A 19,855-nucleotide genomic window follows, 5' to 3' on the forward strand; every position below is an offset into this window, starting at 1 on the left:
CAGGTCGAGAGTTCAGGAGAGGTGGACTGCAACGGATGTGCCCCATAATTGATTGAGACGTCAGAACTTATCTATCTGCAATCGCTGAGCAATAAAGGGAGATCTTTTTCCACGATCCGGTAGGGCGGCACCCTTTTCGCCAGACAACGCGGCGCGAGTGGAGCGCGGATTCGCCTGAAGCGGAAGTTGGCTGCCGCTCAGCGTTGGCGAGCGTATGTAAGAGTTAGGGCTCGAGTGTGGCGTGACCTGCCGCGCGACGGAGTCTCCGTGACACACGGGCTGGGCCCAACAAGCTGAGGACGTCGAAGAGGCCGGCGCTGACCGCCCGCCCGGTGACGCTGACCCTGGTCGCGTGAATGAGGGCCCCGGCCTTCAGTCCCCGCTCCTCGGCAAGCGCCCTGATTATCATCTCGATCGCCGCGGGATCGAACGCACCATCGCCCACCCGGCCGGCGAGTTCGATGAGCACGGGCCGGATGCCGGCGTCGAGATGTTTCGCGACCGCGGCCGGATCAAGCGGCGGGTCTTCGACGAGGAAAGGGCTGAGCTCGTCAACGAGCTGATCGAGCTTCTTGACACGCGGCTTGAGGAGCTCCAGGACGGCGTCAGTCCACCCAGCCTCGGTCGTTCGAAGCGTGTCGCGCCAGAGCCCGGCTTCGCGCAGGCGGGATTCGATCCGGTCGAGCAGGACGTTGGGCGCCAGCCGCGCGATGTACTGCTGGTTGAACCAGTCGAGCTTGTCGGGGCTGAACACGGCGTTGCCGCCGCTGATCCCTTCGAGGGTGAAGAGCGACACGAGCTCGTTGCGCGTCAGCAGCTCCCGATCGCCACCCGGATTCCACCCGAGGAGCGCCAGAAAGTTGACCATCGCCTCCGGCAGATAGCCGAGCCTGGGATACTCCATCACCGACGTGGCGCCGTGCCGCTTGCTCAGGCGCTTCTTGTCGGGGCCGAGAATGAGCGGCACGTGCGCGAACTGCGGGATTGCCGCCCCGAACGCCTGGTAGAGGAGCACCTGCTTCGGCGTGTTCGAGATGTGATCGTCGCCGCGGACCACGTGCGTGATCTGCATGTCGATGTCGTCGACGACCACCGACAGGTGGTAGGTCGGATGCCCGTCAGAGCGCAAGATGACGAAGTTCTCGATGTGCTCATTCTCGAACTTCACCGTCCCGTGCACCAGGTCGTCGAACCGCGTCTGGCCCGGAGGGACCTTGAATCGAATCGCCCCGGCATCGGCATAGGCTTGCCCCGCAGCGACCAGGCGGTGCGCCTGATCCCGATACTTGTCCAACCGCTGCGACTGGAAATAGGGCGCGTGCGGTCCCCCCACATCGGGTCCCTCGTCCCAGTCGAGGCCCAGCCAGCGCAGGCCGTCGACGATGCCGGCGACCATGTCCCAGGAGGAGCGTTCCGTATCGGTGTCCTCGATACGCAGGACGAAGATGCCGCCGTGGCGGCGGGCGAACAACCAGTTGAACAGCGCCGTTCGCGCTCCGCCGACGTGCAGGTATCCGGTCGGCGACGGGGCGAAGCGGACGCGCGGCGGCATCCGACGATTGTAGGTGCGACGACTGGAAGAAGCGAAGGAGGAATTCCTGCGGTTCTAGAAGACTTCGCTGAAGTAGCTCCAGAAAAACTCGCGACCCTTCTCGAGCGCCGGGCGGCGCCGCCACGACACGAGATCGAGTTTTCTGGCGCGCTGGAGATCGCGATCGAATGCCGACGTCAGCCTCGCCGCCAGGTCCGCATCGCTGACCGCCACGTTGAGCTCGTCGTTCAGCTCCAGCGACCGGTTGTCGAAGTTCGCCGACCCGAACATGCTCCAGGTGCCGTCGACCACCAACGACTTGGTGTGCATCATCGTCGACTGGTACTCGTAGATCGCGATCCCTTCGGCCATCAGCCGGCGGTACTCCTCGCGGCTGGCGTACTTGACGATTCGCGCGTCAGTATCGTCGCCTTCGACCAGGATGCGCACCCGGACGCCGCGGGCGGCCGCCTGCGCGAGCGCCCACTTGCTCGAGGCGTCCATCAGGAAGTACGGACTCGTGATGTCGAGCGTCCGCCGCGCCGCGGCGATCGCGAGCATGTAGACGCGCTTCATGTCGTTGCTGCCGCCGGTTGCGGCGCTGCGGATGACGAACGCGCTGTCGTGCGACGCGACGTCGAGGGCGATCGACGCCGGCGTCACCCGCGGCTCCACCGGCGCGACCGTGCTGACGAACGAGGCGTTGAACGCACCCTCGAGCAAGCGCGCCAGCGGGCCGTCGATCCGCACCATCATGTCGCGCCAGTGATCGGAATCCTGCGCGTTGCCGAGCCACTGGTCGGCGACGCCCGCCCCGCCGGTGAACGCCACGGCGCCGTCGATCACGAGGAGCTTGCGATGCGTCCGGTAGTTGATCTCCTGCAGCTTGAACCAGCGCGGCGCGCCGAATGTCCCCAGCCGCACTCCAGCCGCCCGCAATCGCGTCGCGTCGTCGGACGACATTTGCTTTGAACCGACGGCGTCCACCACCAGGTTCACGTCGACCCGGCGGCGGGCCGCGGCTTCGAGCGCCGCGGTGAATCGATCGCCGGCGATGCCCTTCTCATAGATGTAGGTCTCGAAGTCGATTCTGCGGCGCGCGCGGACGATCGCGTCGAGCATCGCCGGAAAGAAGACGTCGCCGTTCTGCAGCACGTCGAAGCGGTTGCCGCTCGTGGGAGCCGCGCCGGCCAGCGCAGCGATATAGGCAGGAAACCTGGCGTCACTCGCGCCGTAGGCACTCTCGAGCTTGATGTTCTCGCGATCCTTCGCCAGCAGCACGACGAGCAGAAGGATGCCGAACACGACGAGGAGCGAGAGCACCAGCTTGTGGTGATAGCGAAGGCCGGCAAGACGATCCAGGCGATGTCGGCGCGTCTGCAGCACCTGCCGCAATTCTGCAAACGGGACGCCGGACCAACACGCGGGCGACCCGCAGAGGGCCCCAAACCCGCTCGAGCTTGTCACTCCGCTTGCAGTAGGACGCAGTGGACACACGTTGCGAAGTGGCGGATCCAATCGCGGACACAGAACATAAGCATTGTTTAATCAACAAGTTACATGGAACATACGCGATTGCACCAATGGGCGAACCAGATGTTTGGTATGCGCATATATAGGACAATAACTGACTTACGAGTGGTCTGCGATAGGACAAATTGAGGCAATTGGGACAAATTTTGGTAGTCACGCTGTGACATTTTGAGACATGGCAGGGACGAGCCCGGGCGATCCGACAGGCAGGGCACGTTAAGGCAGCGCAGGCGGCGCCATGAAACAACTGGAGAAAACGGTGCAAACCCACGAGGACAACCGCGCCCAGCTCGAGGCGCTCGCGGAAGAGAACCGACAACTGCGGCTTGCCGCCAACGCGTTTGGCCAGTTGGCGGAGCGGCTCAACGATGAACTGCGCCGTATCCATGCGCAACGGCTGCGCACCGATCACCGCTAGGGATCAGCTTCTCATGCGATTGCGCGGTATGGATGATCGGCCCGACGGCGGCCGCGGATAGCCGAGTCGCAATGGCGCGACCCGAGCGGTCACGACAGCTCGCCGAGCAGCGCGAGCCACGGACCGACGGCGGAAAACACGAGCAGCGTCGTGAGCGCGACGAGCGTACGCCGCCGGCCCGAGACGTAGAGCAGCGACGCGGCGGCGCACGCCAGCATCTTGGCGGTCAGGAGTGTGATCCCCGGTCCGAGCAGTTGGATCCACATCTGTAAGACCGGATTGCCTTCGGCCGCCGGGCCGAACACGCGCACTGCCCCGAAGGTCATCAGTCCGTCGGCGACCTGAAGAATCACGAAAATCGTCAGCACGAAACGCGAGGTGCCCACACCCGGGTGGGATTCACGTCTGTTGCCAATCCAATTCAGTCAATTGCGCCGGAGAACGCGCGTCGGGTCTGCCTGACGGATGTCTTTCGTCTGCGCTCTGCGACGTCGCGCCGCCAATGTCTGCGTCGCGGCGCGCCTTCCCCGTCGTCAGGGCGTTCGAGACCCGACGAGATCGACAAGTTGGACGCACCAGCGCGGCAGCTGCGTACGCAGCGGCTCGAGATCGGGCTCCCCCAACGCGCTCAGTACCGCCAGGGCGAACGGCACTGCAGCCGACACCACGATCGCCGCGGTGATCCACACACTCGGAATCCGCGCCGCCTCGAGTGCCAGGCGGACCGTCAGCGCCACACCGGCGGTCACGACGGCGGCGATTCCCGCCGTTCGCTGCGCCGCGAAATACGTCCGCCACGACGTCTGGGTCGTCTTCAGCGCCAGGTGCCCGGTCGCGATGAACATGTAGAGGATCGCCATGCCGACCCCTGCCGCCACCCCGCTGATGTCGAAGCGCGAGCCGACGATCGCGCCGGCGACCACCAGACAGGCGTAGAGGGCTTGTCGCCAGAGCTCGCTGTAGACGCGGCCCGCGCTCTGCGAGACGATGCCGCCGAGGTGGTAGAGCGCGCGAAAGTAACCGGCGACGCACAGAATCTGAAGCGGCGCCACCGTGCCGCGCCACTGCGGTCCGTAAATCCCGAGGATCAGATGCGGAGCCGCAATCGCCAGCGCCGCCAGAATGGGAGCCGCAATCGTCGCGGTGAGCCGCGTCGCCACCAGATAGGCGCGCCGGAGTCGCGCGGGCTCGTGCTGGACGCGTGAGAATGCCGGAAAGAGCACGCCCGACATCACGTTGGCCGCGCTCAGGTAGGGCGTGTTCATCAGCGCATACGCCCGGCCGTACAGACCGAGGCTGCCCGTGCCCATCCAGCGGCCGACGACGTAATTGTCGCCGTTGAGCGCCACATAGCTCACGACGCTGACTCCGGCCGCGCCGAGTCCGAACGTCAGCAACTCCCCGAGCTCCCGCGGTGCGAGCAGCGGACTCGTGGGATGGCGGACCACCGCGAAGCGGGCGGTCGCCGCAATGGCCAGTTGCGCCGTGCTGCCCCACGCCAGACTCCAGACGCCGTAGCCAAGCAGCGCCAGCACGATCGCCACGCCGCCGTAGCCGACGACGAAACTGGCGGTGTCGATGAAGAACTGCTTCCTGAAGTCGAGGTCGCGGCGGAGCAGCGACGACGACACGACGGACATCCCCTGAAAGGCGAAGCCGATCACCAGCAGCCGGAGGATGCCCGCCGCGTGCACATCGCCGAGCAGCCGCGCGATCCTCGTCGCGCCGGCCGCGATGGCCGCGGTCACGACAAGGCTCAGGAGCGTCGAGAACGTGAACGCGGATCGAAGGTGACGGTCGGTCACGCGGGCCCGCTGCACGAGGGCGTTGCCGATGCCAAGCTCGCCAAACGGCCGTGCCACACCGAGCACGATGGCGGCCAGCGCGATCACGCCGAAGTCGGCCGGCGTGAGCAGCCGCGCCAGGACGACGCCGATGGCGAGCTGCGACAGGACGTTCAGCGCCGAGCCGGCGAATCGCCACTGCACGGCGCCTGCCGTTCGCTCGGTCAGGCTGAGGGTCGGCGCCATCGAATCACCCGAGGTCACCGCGACGCCGCTTCCGGAATCGCCGGCCGGCCAGGGCGGCGTTGTCCCAGCTCGTACGAAAGCCAGCCGGCGCCGAGCAGCGCGGTCAGCAGCATCGATTGGGGAACGGAATAGCGGTGCGCGCGGATCGTCTCCTTGTAAATCGTCAGGCGTTCGTCACGCGTCAGCGGACGGCGCCGCGCAAACGCCCTGGAACGCTGCGCGCTTCGTCCGTACAAGTGCTTCTTTCCAAGCCACGTCCACGCGCTCGTCATCTCCAGATGCTGGATGTTCATCTGCGGCGAGTATCTGACCGCATCCGCCGAGAAGGCTTCCGCCAGGCGACAGACGAAGATGGTGTCGGCTCCACGCATCCACGCCTCGAAGGGTCCGACGGCGTCGAACGCCGGGCGGCGCACCGCCATGTTGTTGGTGTACCCGTAATAGATCTCGCCGTTGCGGCTGGAAAAGACGTAGGCCGCTTTGGCGGTCTCGTAGTTGGCCAGCATCGAGAGCGTGAGCGACTCGGTTGCGTAGCGGGCCCGGCCGAGTACGACCTGTGTGCCGGGCACCGACAGTTCTTCGTGAATGGTCGACAGCCAGGTCCGGTCTGGTGCGCAGTCCGAATCGGTAAACGCGATGGTCGCGCCGCCGCTCGCGGCGACCCCCCGGTTTCGCGCGGCATAGGAGCCGGGCGTCGATTCCGAAAGCAGCCGCACGTCGGAATACTGCCGGACGATGTCCGCGGACCGGTCGGTCGAGTTGCTGTCCACCAGCACGATTTCGTAGCGGTCTCTCGGATAGTCCTGCGACAGCAGCGCCTCGACGCAGCGCGTGATGTAGGCCTGCTCGTTGTGGAACGGGACGACGACTGAGATGTCCATGGCGTCAGCGAGTGATCGGCGTCACGTCGAAGAACACGCGCGTCGTGAACGCGGGGAACGCGAGATCCATGGAGTCGACACGGTCGACCGGCGCCACGACCTTGAACACGTCAATGCGGTCGACCCCAGTCGCCCGGATCGGGAACGATCGCACGAAGGCGAACGCCGGACGCTGAAGAGCCGCGCGCAGCACCTGCTGCGCCGGATGCATCAGCGCCGCCCGTCCCATCTCGACGGCGATCCAGCGGCACCCGCACCGGTGCTCGATCAAATCGACCACGGCGTCGGCCGTCGCCGCGTGGGTAATCTCGACGCCACGAAACGTCGTCGTCGGACCGTACTCGTAGAGCAGCTTGTCTCCGCGAACGAGACGGCGCTCCAAACCAGGATCCAGCGCGCGCGCGTAAAAGCCAAAAACGCCCTCGTATCGTCCGTCGTACAGGACCGCACCCGACGGCGCCGCGTCGCGGGTGAACGCGGCGACGTCGCGAAACCCCGACACGTCGGGAACGACGACGCGCGTGGCGGACCAAGCCATCAGCGCCAGCGATCCGGCAAGCCACATGAGCTGCCGTCCGGAGCGTGGCGCAGCCCTGCCGTCGAAGACCGCGGCGACGCCGAGCGCCGCCGCGAGCACGAACGCCGGCGCCACGAGAAGGATGTAGCGGGCGTCCTTGGCGGGCAGTACCGACACGCAGAGGATCACCGTGACGATCCAGCTTGCGACGAACGCCACCTCCGGCTTGAGACGTGTCACGCGCCACGCGATCGCGAGACTGACGGCTCCGGCGATCAGGAAGACAACGCCCACGACTCCCGGTAGCAGCGTCCAGTACAGCGTCAAGGTCCGGAGTCGCAGCAGAGATTGAAGAGACGGAGCGTGGCGCGCGAATTGAACCGGCGCGAGGTACGCCGCCAGCGCGAGCGGGACGATCGCCCCGACGATCACGAACCCCATCCACTTCAGCCGACCGCGGCGCCGCGACGCATCTGGTTGCACCACGAGGGCCCACAGGATACAGATCGGGACGACGAGACCGCCCTGGTAGTAGGTCAGGATCACTCCCACGACGAACCCCACCGTCGCGAGGAGCTGCCGGCGGTCGCCCGACTCCAGCCACCGCCGCATGTGGTACAAGCACCCCATCCCGAGCGCCGCTGCCGGGACGTTCAACATCACGGTGCTCGTCCAGAGCACCATCGCGGGCAGGAGGACGACGAATGCGCCGGCCCAGCCCGCCCTGGGACCGATCCATCGGCGAGCCCACGCCGTCACGTAGAGGCCGGTTATGGCGCTGCACGCCGCGAGGAGCAGCTTCACGACGTGGGGAGACGTGCCGAAGATCTGGAACATCGCCCCTTCGACGACATAGAAGAGCGGTGGATATGTCGCCGGTGAGATGACCGGATAGCGCGCGAAGTAGCGCAACCCGAACGTCAGGGGATGCACCGGCATGGCGCGCAGGAGGTCCCACCAGAAGACGCCGTTCATCGCGTGCCGGGGAGCGTCTCCCTGGAACCACAGACCATCGCCCTGCGCATGGAGCACGACGACCATGGCGACGGCAGCCATCACCACTGACGCCTGTGGAGTGCGACCGCTGACCGCCCATTCGGTCGCCGTCGATCCTGCGGAATCCGGCGAGCTGCCGTTCGCCTGACGTGTCATCGGTTTCAGCAGCTTAGAGGCTCCGTGAAACTTCTACACAGAGGACATTTGTCTCGATAATCATGGACTTTTGTCTGCCATCTCATGGTCTTCTCTGGCCGCGTTTCAGGCCCTCGTTTCAAGCTCATGCGATTTCTTTAGGCGGATCCTCTTATCTGGCAACGGGGCATCCGGCACGATCCTTGGTCTCTGTCGGCCGCCAACGAGTCAGACATCTGAAACTACGCGCGCCGGGCCAGACGCGCGTCTTGCGAGTCGATGACATCCGAAACCGAACCGCGAAAACGCCCCCAGCATACGACTGCTGACGCGCCCGTCGTCATCATTGGCGCCGGTCCGGCAGGCCTGACGGCGGCGCTCGAGCTGTGCCGCCTGTCGATCCCGGTCCTCGTGGTCGAGGCTGACGATTGCGTCGGCGGCCTCGCCCGTACGGTCGAATACAAGGGCTTTCGGTTCGATATCGGCGGCCACCGCTTCTTCACCAAGATGCCCGCCGTCCAGCAGATGTGGCGAGCGATGCTGGGGCCGGATCTGCTTCGGCGGCCGCGGCTGTCGCGCATCTTCTACGATCGAGCGTTCTACAACTACCCGCTCAAGCCCCTGAACGCGCTGCGAAATCTTGGTCCATCTCGCAGCCTGGCGATCCTCGCCAGCTATGCGCGTGCGCGGCTGCGTCCCATCCACCCAGAGGAGAGCTTCGAGGACTGGATCTGCAACCGTTTCGGCCGGCGCCTGTATAGGACGTTCTTCGAGACGTACACCGAAAAGGTGTGGGGTATTCCCGGACGGAACATCAGCGCGCGGTGGGCCGCGCAGCGCATCCGCAACTTCTCGCTCGGCACCGCGATCGCGCGGATGCTGACGCCGTGGCGCGGCCGCCGCTCGGGGTCGGTCGTGACGACGCTGATCGAGGAGTTCGAATACCCGCGGCTGGGTCCGGGCATGATGTGGGAGGCTTTCGCCAGCGAGATCGAGCGTCTGGGCGGACGCGTGCAACTCAAGACCCGCGTCAGCGCGATCGTCAACGACGGACGAACGGTCGGCGGCGTCAGGCTCGAATCCGAAGGCAGGCAATGGGACCAGCCTGCGTCGAGCGTGATTTCCACGATGCCGCTCAGTCATCTCGTCGAAGGCCTCGGGACGGCGCCGCCATCGACCGTGCGCGAGGCGGCCCGCTCTCTCACCTACCGCGACTTCCTGACGGTGGCGTTGATCGTCGATCAGGCCGACGTCTTCCCCGACAACTGGATCTACATCCACGATTCGACAGTGAAGGTCGGCCGCATCCAGAACTTCAAGAACTGGAGTCCCGACATGGTGCCGGACCAGTCGCAGACATGCCTGGGGCTCGAGTACTTCTTCACGGCTGGCGATGCGCTCAGCGGGTTGTCCGATCGCGAGCTGATTCGGCTGGCGACCGAAGAGCTCGGGCAGATCGGTCTGGTCGACGTCGCACGCGTCGTCGACGGCACCGTGGTCCGCGCGCCGAAAGCGTACCCGGTCTACGACGACGCCTACGCCGCAGCCGTCCTCGAGATTCGAGGGTATCTGACGCGCTTCGAGAACCTCCTGACCATCGGTCGTAACGGAACCCACACCTACAACAATCAGGATCATTCGATGGTGATGGGGATGCTTGCCGCGCGCACGCTGATGGGCGAGCGGCACGATCTCTGGACCGTCAATTCGGAAGACGAGTATCTCGAGGACCAGGCCGACAGCGCACGACCGGGCGGATTCGACGCGCGCCAGCTGGCTTCGACGCAGCCCCTCCTGCCGGAAGTCCTCGCGCGGCAGGGCTACACCGAACCGCGCGTCACCGTCACCTGATCACCGTGCCGGTTCGTCTCTCGATCATCGTCCCCTTTCACAAGGATCTCGGCTCGCTGGAGCGGTGCCTCGAGGCGTTGACGGCGCGGCCCGCCGATGCCGAGGTGATCGTGGCGGCCGACGGGGCGATTGAGGACTGCCATCCGGCGGCGCTCCGCCACGACGCAAAGGTGATCGAAGTCCCGGGACCGGCGGGCCCCGCCGTCGCGCGCAACGCGGCCGCGCGTGCCGCCGCCGGAGACGTGCTGGTCTTCGTGGACGCCGACGTGGTCATTTCGCCCGGCGCGCTCGACCGGATCGTCGACACGTTCGACCGGCAGCCGTCGACGTCCGCCGTGTTCGGCGCCTACGACGACCACCCGTGGGATCCCGGCTTCTTCTCGCAGTACAAGAACCTCGCGCACGCGTTCGTGCATCGGACCTCGGCGACGTCCACGCGCACGTTCTGGGCGGGCTTCGGTGCCGTGCGCCGCGCGAGTCTGCTGGCGGTCGGCGGCTTCGACGAGCGCTTCGGGCGCCCGTCGGTCGAGGACATCGATTTCGGATACCGCCTGACGGCGGCGGGGCACCGCGTCGTGCTCGATCCGGCACTGAGCGCCTCGCATCTGAAGCGCTGGACCTTCGCCTCCATGGTGGTCTCCGATGTCCGCGATCGCGGGATTCCATGGACGCAGCTGCTGCACCGATACGGCGGGATGCACGATGACCTGAATCTCCGTCACGGGTATCGTCTGGCGGTCGGGCTCGCGTACGCGGCGGTCGCCGCGCTGGCGCTGGCATTCGTCGACATCCGGTTCGCCTGGATCGCGGCGATCTTGTTCGCGGGCCAGGCCGCGCTCGGTCGTCAGTACTACTCGTTCTTCAGCCGAAAGCGCGGCGTCCTGTTCGCGATCCGGGTGTTTCCCGTTCACGTACTGCACCATCTCTTCAACGGTCTTTCGTTCGCCGTCGGCACAGCCTTGTACCTGGCGAACCGGCTGTGCGACGGACGCCTGCTCGTCGCGCTGCCTCTCGATCCGTGGCCTCCCCCGGTGGACAAAGCCGGCAGCGTGGCGGGCGTGTAAGATTCCTCATGGCGCGCGGAAAGGCGGACCGCTTGGATCACATCGACCGGCGATCGTTCCTCGACACGGCCGGCAGGCTCGCCGCGGGCGCGCTGTCGCTCGGGGCGATCTCGGACGGGCTGCGGCTCGACGCGGCCTGGGCGCAGGACGCGACGAACACGGCTCACCCGGCGTCCGCCCGCGTGCTCGATCGACTCAAGAGCCGTTTCATGTTCCAGATCTCGGTCGACGTGGGCACCATCGAGCTGGGGCTCAGCGTCGCTGCCGCCGCGCTGGCCGGCGGCGTCGACATCGTCGAGATGGGGACGCCGCTGCTCAAGAACCAGGGGGTGGCCAATGTCGTACCGGCCTTCCGCAGGAAATTCCCTGACGCGCTGCTCCTGGCCGACATGAAGACGATGGATGGTGGCGCGTTCGAGGCGCGGGCCGTCTACGCGGGCGGCGGCAACATCTTCGACTTCCTCGCACTGGCTGGCGTCGATACCGCGAAGGCGATCTGTGGCGTACGCGATGAGTTCAGGCGCAGCGATCGCGATCTGCCGCGGCTCGTCTTCACCGACATCATGGTGCCGCACGAGGGCCCGGCCAAGCAGGCCGGCGAGGTCGCGCTCCGCATGATCGAGGCCGGCGTCGACGGAATTGGCGTGCACCTGCAGGCCGACGCGCGACGCGCCGATCCGTCGCTCCTCGCCCGCCACTATCTCGACGACATGGCCCGCGCCATTTTCGAGCGCGTCAACGGCGCGGCTCCGGTGCAGATCGTCGGCGGACTGACCGGCCCTCAAGCCAAAGGCCTGGCACAGGCGGGGCTGCGGTGCTTCGTGATCAGCGGCAATCTCGGTGAACCGGACTCCCGCGCCCGCTACGACTTGCCGCCGGATCAGATCCAAGGCAAGGTGGCCGGCTTCATCGCCGAAGTCTCAGGCGCCAGGTAGACCGCGACGCTCGCCGCGGGATCGCCGTCGGTCGTCGTCACGTTTCACGCAGCGCGCGGGCCAGCTCCAGCGCGGCGGCCCGCCGCGCCGGCAGCCACGTCGCCGCCAACGCCAGGCAGCCGACACTGGCGGCGCTTACGCCGAGCACCACCGGATCCCGCGCGCTGACGCCGAACACATACCCGGCGACCAGCCGGCCTGTCCACCACGCAACCCCTACGCCGACCGCCAGGCCGATCGACGCGACACCTGCGCCCTCCCGCATCACCCTCCGCACGACGTGTCCCCGTGTGGCGCCAAGCGCCTGGCGGACCGCCATCTCGGCGGTCTGCTGCGACACGACATAGGCGATGACGCCGAACATCCCCACGGCCGCGAGCAACAGCGCCGCGACGCCGAACCCGAGCATCAGCCACATGCCGAGACGTTCGCGATCGAGCGACGCCGCGACAATGGCCGAGAGAGGCGTGGCTTCGATCGCCAGGCGTGGCTCGACTTTGCGCAGCGCCGCTACGAACCCGGCGGCGTGCCGCTCGGGAGCGTTGTCGGCGGTCGCGATCACGATCGACGCGCGTGCCGCCACGAACTGCGCGAACGGGACGTAGAGAACGGGCTCGGTCGGACCCGAAAGGGCCGAATACTTCACGTCGCGCACCACACCCACGACGCGGACGTAGTCGTCGACGAACCCGTTCCCCTCACGATGCCCGTGCAGGCCCTTGATTTGCTCGCCGATCGGGCTTGCGCCGCCGAGATTGCGCCTGGCGAACGCCTCGTTGACTACGCCGATGATCTGGGAATGCGTGTCGTCGGCGCGCGTGAGCGGTCTCCCGTCGAGCATGCGGATGCCCATCGTCTGGAAGAAGTCAGGCGTCACCAGACGAAGCCGGGCGTTCGGGCGCCGGTCCACGGGCACGTCTGGATGCGCGACCATGTCGACGAACACCGTCGAATCCCACTCGTGCGGTTCGAGCGGAAGCGAGGAGGTCGCGGCCGCGGCTGTGGCGCCGGAGGAGCGCAGCGCGGCTTCAGTTTGATCCCACCAGGCGTTGCGCCGCGCCTGAAACGGGGCCTGCGGCGCCGGCAGCGCCACGTCGAGCACCAGCAGCCCGCGCGGATTGAAGCCGGGGTCGAGGCTCTCGACGTTCCTGTAGCTGCGCACGAGCCGGCCGGCGCCCGCGACAATCGCCACCGCAACGGCGATTTCCGCCACCACGAACGCGCCGAGCAGCCGCCGCGTCTTGCGCGAGCCACGGACGCAGCGGCCCGTTTCGTTCAGCAGCGACGTGACATCGGTGTCGGCCATCCGTAGCGCCGGGACGATGCCGATCAGCACGCCCGTCAGGCCGGCCACGAACGCGACGAAGGCGGCCACCCTGAAGTCGATTGAGAGCGAACCGAGGCGCGGCAGCCGCCCGGCGCCGAAGTGAAGCAGCAGTTGGACAGCAAGGTAGGCGAGCAGGCTGCCGGCGATGGCTCCCGCGATGGCAACGAGTACCGATTCGCTGAGGAGCTGCGCGATGATCCGACCCCGGCTGGCTCCGAGCGCGGTCCGCACGGCGGTCTCGCGCACGCGGCTGGTCGTTCGCGCCAGCATCAGGTTGCTGACGTTGACGGCGGCGAGCACCAGCAGCAGCGCCGTCGCGCCGAAGAGAATCAACAGAATCGGCCCGAGGCTGCCAACCGTGGCCGCGAGGAGCGGGCGGATGGCGTAGGCGCGTCCGGTCTCCTGCTCGGGATACTTCCTGGCGAGCGAAGCGAACGTCTGGTTCATGCGGGCCTGGAGCTGCGCCAGGGGGACGGCCGGCCGCGCGCGGACGTAGGCTTCGTAGGCGTGCCCGACACTGAGAGGGAACCAGGCATTCGTCCACACGTCGGTGCCGACCGGAACATCGAAGCCGGCCGGCGCGATGCCGACTACGCGTGCCGGACGCCCCGACATGGCGATCGACTGACCGACGATGTCGGGCCTGCCGCCGAAAGCGTTCTGCCACAGGGAATGCGACAGCACGACGACCGATGGCGCCCCGCGCACGTCGTCGGCGGCGCTGATCCCGCGGCCGGTCTGGACCGGCACCCCGAAGAGATCGAAAAAGCCGTCCGACACCGCGTAAGCGACGATCTGGCGGGGTTCGGATCCCGTGCCGTCGCCGAGCGTCCCGTCCACGCGCACGGTGCAGGCCACGCCGGAAACCACGTCCGTCTGCGCCGCCACGGCGGCCAGCTCCTCGGTGCCCACCATCCCGATGGTGAAGCGCCCGTCAGGGAAGTAGGTGCGGACGGCGTAGAGCTCCTCGGGGTGCGCGTAGGGCAGCGGCCGCAGGAGCGCGGCGTTGACCGTCGTGAAGAGCGTGGTCGTTGCCGCGATCCCGATCGCGAGCGTGCCAGCCGCGGCGAGCGTGAACGACGGCTGGCGAAGGAGCGACCGGCCCGCTGTACGGATCATGCGACCTCCAATGCTGAAGGCGCGCCGCGTCGTGGCGAACGCTCCGGCAGCGACCGAGTCTAGCGGACCATGCTACGCGGAGAGACGATTTGCTCGGCAGCCCGACTGCACGTACGCTGGCGGTGCTGAATTCCGGCACAAAGCTCGGTCGCTACGAAATCCTCTCCCGCCTGGGCGCCGGGGGCATGGGAGAGGTCTATCTGGCGCGGGACACACGCCTCGACCGTCAGGTCGCACTGAAAATCCTGCCGGAAGCAGTGGCTGCTGATCCCGATCGCATGCGGCGCTTCGAACAGGAAGCCAAAACCGCCTCCGGGTTGAACCATCCCAACATCATCACCATCTACGAGATCGACCGGTCCGGCTCCACATCCTTCATCGCCACGGAATTCATCGAAGGCTCGACCTTGCGGGAACGCGTCCGCACGACGCCGATGCCGATCGACGACGTGCTCAACGTGGGGGTCCAGGTCGCGAGCGCTCTCGCCGCCGCTCACGCCAGCGGCATCGTCCATCGGGACATCAAGCCGGAAAACATCATCCTGCGGAGCGACGGCATCGCGAAGGTTCTGGATTTCGGCCTGGCGAAAATTGCGGGGCGCGAAGCGCCGGACGTGGACGGTGACGCGCCGACGCGTGCCGATCACCCGACCGACTCCGGCGTGGTGATGGGGACCGCCACCTACATGTCGCCCGAGCAGGCGCGCGGACAGCAGATCGATGCGCGTACTGACGTCTTCAGCCTGGGTGTGGTGCTCTACGAACTGTCCACCCGCCACCTGCCGTTTGAGGGCTCGGGCCTCTACGAAATCATGGCGGCGATCCTGAGTGACCGGGACGCGCTGCCGCTCTCCCGCTACGTCTCCGGGTTGCCGCCCGAGCTCGAACGCATCGTCGGCAAGGCGCTGCGGAAAAATCGCGACGAGCGCTACCAGACGCTCAAGGACCTCCTTCTCGACCTGCAGAGTCTTCGCCAGCGACTCGCGTTCGAACGGACGTATCACAAGACGGAGACAGCGGCCGGTGACACGGCCGTCGCCGGCAGACGGCGACACCGGGTGCTGGCGATCGCCGCCGCGGGCCTGCTCGTGCTCGTGGGAGGCGCCATCGGTTTCGTGTGGTGGAGTCACGGGCATGGTCACCCGTCGATCAGGTCGCTCGCGGTGCTGCCGCTCAAGTCGCTCGATGCGGGAGACAACTACCTGGGGCTGGGCATCGCCGATGCGGCGATTCGCAGAGTCAGCCAGACCGGCCGCGTCATCGTGCGCCCGACCAGCGCGGTGCGGCGATATCTCAAGGAAGAGACCGACGCGCTCACCGCCGCGAAACAGCTCGGTGTCGACTCGGTGCTCGAAGGCTCCTTTCAACGCGTCGACGACCGGCTACGGGTGAACGTCAACCTCCTGAGATGTGACGACGGCCAATCGCTGTGGTCGGACAGTTTCGATATCAGGATGGCCGACATCTTCACTGTCCAGGATACGGTCGCGCAGCAGGTGGCGTCGCGTCTGCGGCTGCAGCTGGACGCGTCGCAAGAGGCGGCGTTGACGAAGCACTACACGTCGAATCCGGTCGCCTACGAGTTCTATCTCAAGGGCGCCTACAACTTCGACCAGCGCATGCGCGATTCGTCACAGATGGTGAACGGTTCCATCAACTTCTTCGAGAAAGCAATTGAGGCCGACCCGAACTTCGCGCTCGCCCACGCGCAGCTCGCCTATGCTTACGCGGTGCTGGCGGTGTTCATCGAACCCACCCAGCCGGCCTGGATGCAGCACGCGAAAGAGGAGATCGATCGGGCGCAGGCGCTCGACCCGCAGCTGGCGGAAACGCACCTGGCGCGCTTTCAGCTGCTCTACAGCGAATTCGGAGACTACCAGGCCGAAGCGGCGGCGCGCGAAGTGCTGTCAGCGAACCAGCTCAATCCGAACGTCGGTCACGGCGAGCTGGCGTACATGTACGCCCACCTCGGACTGGAAGATCTCGCCGTGCGTGAAAACGGCCGCGCGATTGAGATCGATCCGACGAGTGAGGCCCTCAAGGAGAACAGACTGCTCTTGTATGAGGTGCAGTCCAGATTCGACGACTACGCCGCCGATCGGACGGTTCCACACGACAACCGAGTAGAAGTCATGTATTTGATGACCAAGGGTCGTCTGGATGAGGCTCAAAAGGTCCTCGACGCGTGGGCGAAGACCCCGGGCAATCAGCTCCAACTGCCGCCGACGCAGGCGTTGTTGCATGCCGCCGAAGGACATTTTCAGGCGGCGGAAGCCGAGATTCCGCTCGTCCTCGCGAAACACCCGCTCAAGGACCCGCTTTATCATCATGCGGCCTACGACATCGCCTGCATCTATGCGCTCGAGGGCAAGGGCGCCGAGGCGGTGAAGTGGCTGCGGGAGTCGGCGGTCTCGGGCTACCACCTCTATCCGCGCTACACGCGCGATGCCTTCCTGAACCGCATCCGGCAGGCGCCCGAGTTCATCCACTTTCTTGCCGAGATGAAGGCGGAGAACGATCGATACCGACGCGAGTTTCCGTAGCTGCGACGCGGCGCGGCCGCGGCTTGAGCGCCCAGCCCGTGCCGACACGAAGGCCTGATCGGTTCGGGCCGGCCCCGCGCTGTCCTTTCTCGCCTAGCGTGCCTCCTCGAAACTCCAGTTGACGCCGCTGCCCGACGAGCCGTTCGCCCATTCCCTCGGCGCCTTCTCGGGGCGGCCGGTGGCGATCGAGATCGAATTCGACGCGGAGGTCGCCGCCTGCGTCGGGGCGCGCGACTGGCATCGCTCGCAGGAGATCCGCACTCGCGACAATGGGTCGATCGTGATGCGGCTCGCCGTCTGCGACGACCGACCGCTGCGATCGTGGATTCTCGGGTTCGGCGGCGCCGCGCGCGTCGTCGCGCCCGTGTCGCTGGCGCGCGACATCTACGAAGAGTTCGACGCCGGCCGCGAGCGCTATATGCCGCGCTTGCCCTTCGACGCGCTGCCGCCGCTGCGGCCGGCGCCCGTCAAGATGGACCTGGAGGACGCGCAGCTATCGTTCGCCGCCAGGCTTGCTTGAAAACCGGCGTCAGGTCCGTGCGTGACCGCGGTCGACACGTGCAGCTCGTTCACCGCGACAGCGATTTGATCAGTCGGTATTGGAACTCGAGTCCCTCGAAGTACTGCTTGACCCCGACTCGTTCGTCGCGCCCATGCATGCGGACGTCGTCGACGTCGCCGAACGTGCCGTCGATGCCGAACGTCGGAATGCCGGCGTTGCGCAGGAACAGCCCGTCAGTGGCGCCCGTGCTCATCACCGGCACCACGACCACTCCCGGGAACATCGCGGTGGTGAGCGTCTCGACCGAGGTCATCATGTCTTCGCGAAGGGGCGCCGGTGGACTCGGCTTGGCGTCGTCGACGAAAGCGACGGTGATCTGTGGATCGGCGAGGACCTTCTCGAGCGTCGCCTTCACCGCGTCGGGCGACGCGCCAGGCAGAATGCGGCAGTTCACGTTCGCCGTCGCCAGCTGCGGCAGCGCGTTGTTGGCGTGGCCGCCAGCCAGCCGCGTCGCCACGCACGTCGTCCGCATCATCGAGTTCCAGTACGGGAGCCGCGCCGCGAGGCGCGCCGCGGCCGCCAGATCCGGCGTAGGCTGCGACACGGCGCGCATGTCGGCCGCCGTCGCCTGATCCGCCTCCACCTGCGCCGAACGCGCAAAGTAGGTGCGGGTTACCGCATTCAACTCGATCGGGAACTCCCAGCCGCCGAGCCGCGCCAGCCCCTCGGCGAGATGCGTGATCGCGTTGTCTTTCACCGGCAGCGAGCTATGGCCGCCGGCGTTGGTCACGGCCAGATGGAAATCCAGGTAGACCTTCTCGCTGGCCTGCACCTCGTTCGTCAGGTACTTCCCCTTTCGCATCGTGCCGCCGCCGCCTTCGTTCACGGCGTACTCCGCGTCGATGAGATCGCGGTGGTTCTTGACCAGCCAGTCGACACCGTTGAAGTCGCCGCCTTCCTCGTCGGCGGTCAGCGCCAGGATCAGGTCGCGGTCCGGCGTGAAGCCTTCTTCCTTGAGGCGAATCAGGTTGGCCACGAATTGCGACGCCATCGACTTGTCATCGCTCGTGCCGCGGCCGTAAAACCAGCCGTCCTGCTCGCGAAAGACGAAGGGATCGAACGACCAATCCTCGCGCTTGGCCTCGACGACGTCGAGGTGCGCAAGGAGCAGGAGCGGGCGCTTCGCGCCGGTGCCGCGGTAGCGCGCCACCAGGTTGAACTTGCGCGGATCGGGACCGAGCAGGTGGATGTCCGCCTCGGCGAATCCGGCCGCCTTGAGCCGCGCCGCCATCGCCTCGGCGGCCTTCGTCACGCTGCCGGCGGGCGTGTCGGTCGTGTTGATCTCGACGAGTTCCTTGTAGATGGCGCGGGCCCGTTGGTCGTTGGGGCCCGATTGTGCGGAGGCCGGACCGGCGACGAGCGCGGTGAAGAGCACGGCGGCGGCGATGAATCGCATGACGCCGATTATGTCCCGGATACCGCGACCACTCGGGATCGCCTGCTACACTCCCCGGCTCACTGCGACGGCGCGATGTACTCAAGATTGATCCGACCGGACGATCTCCCGTAACTGGCCGGTCTCCTCGACCCGGCGTTCAAGACGACGCCGCAGGTGCGCTCCGCCCTGCCAGCGCTGTGGCGCCGCCTCCTCGAGGCCGGGGACGTGCATGGCTCCGTCGTCGTCGCCGGCGCGGAAGGTCCATCGAAGGGCGCGCTGGCTGGCGGCATCGCGGTGTTCATCGACGAGTATCTGGCCGCACCGACACCGCATCTCAGCTCCCGCATCTACGAGCGGATACTCTCGGATCGCTCACCGGTGCTGCCGCTGAAGCGCGTGGCGGCCGCGAACGCGGCGCGCGGGCTGAACCTGCTGATCCTGCACTTCTTCCTGCGCTACCCGCCGCCACTCGACGAGCAGGGCCGGCTCGTCCTCGGGGCGGCTCACTCCAGCTTTCAGCGCTCGCACGGCGGCTACCGCATCCGTCGCGTCGTCCAGGACGCCTACGAAGGGCGGTTGCGCGTTTGCCGGCGGTGCAAACGCCGTCAGAAGGATGGCCACCGCCGCACCGAACCAGCCGCGTCTGTCGCGAAGAAAGCACCCCATTCGAACCCTCCCGCCGGGTCGCCCTCTGGAGCCGGGAACTGGATTCTCACGGCGGCGCGCCCGCAGGTCTATCCCCTAATCGAGGACAGTACTAGGAGCACATCCCGGTTTCTGGATCCTCGAGGTCGCTGGCATCGAGGGAGGCGTTGGCGCGGCGCGAAAGGGCGCTGTCGGTGTGCCGTGTGTCGAGCGAGGTGCGCGAGATTCTCTCCGGTCCCAGCGCTGCACAAGCACCGGAACCAGGTAACACTTTTCCGCTACAGCCTCGACGAGTTGTTTTGGAGAGGTGTCGAGGGGGAATCCCGCACGTAGAAACGATCAATAAATCCGAGATCAAAACTGGCGGTGAGGCAGGGATTCGAACGCGTT

The 19,855-nt window shown here is 66.6% G+C and carries 15 protein-coding genes; 7 read left to right on the forward strand and 8 right to left on the reverse strand.

Going from position 1 to position 19,855, the window contains the following annotated elements; translation table 11 throughout:
• Positions 1 to 223: 223 nt before the first annotated feature.
• Together gltX and VGI12_02960 are read right to left on the reverse strand one after the other, a co-directional pair.
• Positions 224 to 1,552 carry a glutamate--tRNA ligase gene (gltX, locus tag VGI12_02955; GenBank protein HEY2431605.1) on the reverse strand — a complete coding sequence of 443 codons (1,329 nt, stop codon included), beginning with the start codon at positions 1,550 to 1,552 and terminating at the stop codon, positions 224 to 226.
• Between the two features lie 54 nt (positions 1,553 to 1,606).
• Positions 1,607 to 2,917, reverse strand: a complete 1,311-nt coding sequence (locus VGI12_02960) for a phospholipase D-like domain-containing protein (protein ID HEY2431606.1) — start codon at positions 2,915 to 2,917, stop codon at positions 1,607 to 1,609.
• 385 nt (positions 2,918 to 3,302) lie between these two features.
• On the opposite strand from VGI12_02960, the gene VGI12_02965 reads away from it, so the two are divergent.
• Positions 3,303 to 3,482 (forward strand): hypothetical protein, encoded by a 180-nt coding sequence (locus VGI12_02965; protein ID HEY2431607.1) that lies wholly within the window; start codon positions 3,303 to 3,305, stop codon positions 3,480 to 3,482.
• 89 nt (positions 3,483 to 3,571) lie between these two features.
• Here the strand turns inward: VGI12_02965 and VGI12_02970 are convergent, their stop codons facing one another.
• From VGI12_02970 to VGI12_02985, 4 genes are all read right to left on the reverse strand, one after another.
• Complete coding sequence (locus VGI12_02970) at positions 3,572 to 3,868, reverse strand: DUF5658 family protein (GenBank protein ID HEY2431608.1); 297 nt, start codon at positions 3,866 to 3,868, stop codon at positions 3,572 to 3,574.
• Between the two features lie 147 nt (positions 3,869 to 4,015).
• Positions 4,016 to 5,512, reverse strand: coding sequence for a lipopolysaccharide biosynthesis protein (locus VGI12_02975; GenBank protein ID HEY2431609.1), 1,497 nt, complete (start codon positions 5,510 to 5,512; stop codon positions 4,016 to 4,018).
• A gap of 14 nt (positions 5,513 to 5,526) precedes the next feature.
• Positions 5,527 to 6,393 (reverse strand): glycosyltransferase, encoded by an 867-nt coding sequence (locus tag VGI12_02980; protein ID HEY2431610.1) that lies wholly within the window; start codon positions 6,391 to 6,393, stop codon positions 5,527 to 5,529.
• A 4-nt stretch (positions 6,394 to 6,397) separates the two neighbouring features.
• A complete protein-coding gene (locus VGI12_02985; GenBank protein HEY2431611.1) occupies positions 6,398 to 8,062 on the reverse strand; it encodes a glycosyltransferase family 39 protein in 1,665 nt (554 codons plus the stop codon).
• A 258-nt stretch (positions 8,063 to 8,320) separates the two neighbouring features.
• On the opposite strand from VGI12_02985, the gene VGI12_02990 reads away from it, so the two are divergent.
• From VGI12_02990 to VGI12_03000, 3 genes are read left to right on the forward strand one after another with little or no spacing between them, the layout of a single operon-like run.
• The gene (locus tag VGI12_02990; protein HEY2431612.1) at positions 8,321 to 9,892 is read left to right on the forward strand and encodes an NAD(P)/FAD-dependent oxidoreductase; all 1,572 of its coding nucleotides are present in this window, start codon (positions 8,321 to 8,323) and stop codon (positions 9,890 to 9,892) included.
• 5 nt (positions 9,893 to 9,897) lie between these two features.
• The gene (locus VGI12_02995; GenBank protein ID HEY2431613.1) at positions 9,898 to 10,956 is read left to right on the forward strand and encodes a glycosyltransferase; all 1,059 of its coding nucleotides are present in this window, start codon (positions 9,898 to 9,900) and stop codon (positions 10,954 to 10,956) included.
• Positions 10,957 to 10,964: 8 nt separating this feature from the next.
• Positions 10,965 to 11,891 (forward strand): orotidine 5'-phosphate decarboxylase / HUMPS family protein, encoded by a 927-nt coding sequence (locus tag VGI12_03000; GenBank protein ID HEY2431614.1) that lies wholly within the window; start codon positions 10,965 to 10,967, stop codon positions 11,889 to 11,891.
• A 37-nt stretch (positions 11,892 to 11,928) separates the two neighbouring features.
• Here VGI12_03000 and VGI12_03005 read toward each other — a convergent pair whose 3' ends face one another.
• Positions 11,929 to 14,337 carry an ADOP family duplicated permease gene (locus VGI12_03005; protein HEY2431615.1) on the reverse strand — a complete coding sequence of 803 codons (2,409 nt, stop codon included), beginning with the start codon at positions 14,335 to 14,337 and terminating at the stop codon, positions 11,929 to 11,931.
• Positions 14,338 to 14,459: 122 nt separating this feature from the next.
• Here VGI12_03005 and VGI12_03010 point away from each other — a divergent pair, with 122 nt between their 5' ends.
• Both VGI12_03010 and VGI12_03015 read left to right on the forward strand, forming a co-directional pair.
• Positions 14,460 to 16,880 (forward strand): protein kinase, encoded by a 2,421-nt coding sequence (locus VGI12_03010; GenBank protein HEY2431616.1) that lies wholly within the window; start codon positions 14,460 to 14,462, stop codon positions 16,878 to 16,880.
• Positions 16,881 to 16,998: 118 nt separating this feature from the next.
• Positions 16,999 to 17,400, forward strand: coding sequence for a WYL domain-containing protein (locus tag VGI12_03015; protein ID HEY2431617.1), 402 nt, complete (start codon positions 16,999 to 17,001; stop codon positions 17,398 to 17,400).
• A 49-nt stretch (positions 17,401 to 17,449) separates the two neighbouring features.
• Here VGI12_03015 and VGI12_03020 read toward each other — a convergent pair whose 3' ends face one another.
• Positions 17,450 to 18,838 (reverse strand): M20/M25/M40 family metallo-hydrolase, encoded by a 1,389-nt coding sequence (locus VGI12_03020; GenBank protein ID HEY2431618.1) that lies wholly within the window; start codon positions 18,836 to 18,838, stop codon positions 17,450 to 17,452.
• A 156-nt stretch (positions 18,839 to 18,994) separates the two neighbouring features.
• Between VGI12_03020 and VGI12_03025 the strand changes: the two genes are divergently transcribed.
• Positions 18,995 to 19,798: a hypothetical protein gene (locus tag VGI12_03025; protein HEY2431619.1), complete on the forward strand. Its 804-nt coding sequence runs from the start codon at positions 18,995 to 18,997 to the stop codon at positions 19,796 to 19,798.
• Positions 19,799 to 19,855: the final 57 nt, after the last annotated feature.

The organism is Vicinamibacterales bacterium, assembly GCA_036496585.1.
GTDB lineage: Bacteria > Acidobacteriota > Vicinamibacteria > Vicinamibacterales > 2-12-FULL-66-21 > JAICSD01.